Origin of the sequence: Brevundimonas sp. (assembly GCF_004210735.1) — a bacterium.
In the GTDB taxonomy this organism is placed as follows: domain Bacteria; phylum Pseudomonadota; class Alphaproteobacteria; order Caulobacterales; family Caulobacteraceae; genus Brevundimonas.
This window is the reverse complement of sequence record NZ_SDZL01000112.1, coordinates 1-2,557: the sequence shown is the minus strand read 5'-3', so window position 1 is coordinate 2,557 and position 2,557 is coordinate 1. Positions and strand designations below refer to the sequence as shown.

Annotated in this window: 1 protein-coding gene and 1 pseudogene; both read left to right on the top strand. The window is 68.1% G+C overall.

Going from position 1 to position 2,557, the window contains the following annotated elements; all coding sequences use genetic code 11:
* Window positions 1-412: pseudogene (locus tag EON91_RS14190) on the top strand (hypothetical protein); the annotation flags it as partial.
* Between the two features lie 48 nt (window positions 413-460).
* Window positions 461-2,401 (top strand): ATP-dependent zinc metalloprotease FtsH, encoded by a 1,941-nt coding sequence (ftsH, locus tag EON91_RS14185; RefSeq protein WP_292096016.1) that lies wholly within the window; start codon window positions 461-463, stop codon window positions 2,399-2,401.
* The last annotated feature ends 156 nt before the right edge of the window (window positions 2,402-2,557 follow it).

Sequence of the window (2,557 nt, the reverse complement as noted above, 5' to 3'; positions counted from 1 at the left end):
GGCGCAGGGCGCGGTGGTGCGGCTGATGCGCGAGGCGGGGGAGTATGGGCGGCGGGGCGAGCCGACGACGGCGCTGATCCCCGGCGAGGCGGTCGTGTGGGACGGGCGGTTCGAGATCACTGCGGATCGGCCGGGTTGGCGCGTGGCGCCCGCGGCCGGGCGGCTGGCGGGGCTGAACCCGGCGGATCGGCGGGCGTTGCAGGGCGTGCCCGCGGCGGCGCGGCGCGGCCTTCCGGTCCTGATGCGGGACGATGCGGACGGGCCGGTTCTTGCATGGCGCAGGGCCAAGGTGCGGGCCCTGGTCGGGCAAAGACTGGGGCTGGCGACGGACGAAACGACGCATGAAGACGATCTGACGGACGCGGCGCATGGCGCATCGCCTCCGAACGACCTATTTTCTGCGGAACGCTGAACAACGACCGGCCGGGCGCTCCGCTCCGCCGAACGACCGAGGACCCGAATGAACCTGCGTAATCTGGCGATGGGGAGCGTGATCCTGCTGGGCGTGCTGGCCGTCTATGCGGCTATCAGCCAGGGCGGGGCGATGAACCCGGCCAAGGGGGCCGCCGCGGGCAAGCCCGAGCCGATCACCTATTCCCAACTGGTCGCCGCCACCGATGCGAACCAGATCAAGTCGGTGGAGATCCACGGCGAGAACCTGACCGGCGTGACCAAGGACGACAAGAAGTTCGCCACCACCACCCCGTTCCAGAACGACACCCTGATCGAACGCATCCGCGCCTCGGGCGCCGAGGTGAAAATCAAGCCGGTGCGTCAGTCGTGGTGGGTCAGCCTGCTGATCGGCATCCTGCCGTTCGCGCTGCTGATCGGCCTGTGGTTCTTCATCATGAACCGGATGCAGGGCGGCGCGCGCGGGGCCATGGGGTTTGGCAAGTCCAAGGCCAAGCTGCTGACCGAGCACAAGGGCCGCAAGACCTTTGACGACGTCGCCGGCGTGGACGAGGCCAAGGACGAACTGCAGGAGGTCGTCGACTTCCTGAAAGACCCTGGCAAGTTCCAGCGTCTGGGCGGCAAGATCCCCAAGGGCGCGCTGCTGGTCGGCCCTCCCGGCACCGGCAAGACGCTGCTGGCGCGCGCGGTGGCGGGCGAGGCGGGCGTGCCCTTCTTCTCGATCTCCGGCTCGGACTTCGTCGAGATGTTCGTGGGCGTCGGCGCCAGCCGCGTGCGCGACATGTTCGAACAGGCCAAGAAGAACTCGCCCTGCATCATCTTCATCGATGAAATCGACGCCGTCGGTCGCCACCGCGGCGCCGGCCTGGGCGGCGGCAACGACGAGCGCGAGCAGACGCTGAACCAGCTGCTGGTCGAGATGGACGGCTTTGAGTCCAACGAAGGCATCATCCTGATCGCGGCGACCAACCGTCCGGACGTGCTGGACCCGGCGCTGCTGCGTCCCGGCCGCTTCGACCGTCAGGTCGTGGTGCCGAACCCGGACGTGATGGGCCGCGAGAAGATCCTGCGCGTGCACATGAAGGACGTACCGCTGGCCGCCGACGTCAATGTGAAGACGCTGGCGCGCGGCACCCCCGGCTTCTCGGGCGCCGACCTGGCCAATCTGGTCAATGAGGCGGCGCTGATGGCGGCCCGCAAGGACCGCCGGATGGTCACCCACCGCGACTTCGAGGACGCCAAGGACAAGGTCATGATGGGCGCCGAGCGCAAATCCATGGCCATGAACGAGGAAGAGAAGCGCATGACCGCCTATCACGAGGCCGGCCACGCCCTGGTCGCCATCAACGTCAAGATGGCCGATCCGGTGCACAAGGCGACCATCGTCCCGCGCGGCCGAGCCCTGGGCATGGTGATGCAACTGCCGGAAGGCGACCGCTATTCCATGAAATACCAGCAGATGATCGACCGGATCGCCATCATGGCCGGCGGCCGGGTGGCCGAGGAGCTGATCTTCGGCAAGGCGAACATCACCTCGGGCGCCAGCTCGGACATCCAGCAGGCGACCAAGCTGGCGCGGGCCATGGTCACGCGCTGGGGCTTCTCGGACAAGCTGGGCACCGTGGCCTATGGCGAGAACCAGGAAGAGGTGTTCCTGGGTCACTCGGTCGCGCGCAGTCAGAACGTCTCGGAAGAGACGGCCCGGATCATCGACGAAGAGGTCAAGCGCCTGGTCACCGAAGGCTGGGACGAGGCGCGCCGCATCCTGACCGAAAAGGCCGGCGACCACGAGAAACTGTCCCAGGCCCTGCTGGAGTACGAGACCCTGTCGGGCGAGGAGATCAAGGACCTGCTGGAGAAGGGCGTCGCGCCGAACCGCGACGAGAACAACTTCCCCAACGCCGGGCCGTCGGTCTCGGTGCCGGTGACGCCGGTGTCGGATGGGACCGAGGTCGAGGCCCCGGTCGCGGCGGCCGTGCCGACGACCTGAGCCGGTCGACGGATTGAAGGATGAGGGGCGGGTCGAAAGGCCCGCCCCTTTTTTCTTTTGAACCATGACGCGACGCCTCTCCCTCCCCGCCCCGGGGAGGGTGGTCGGAGCGAAGCGGAGACCGGGTGGGGAGGGCAAGGCGATGCTGGGCGCCGC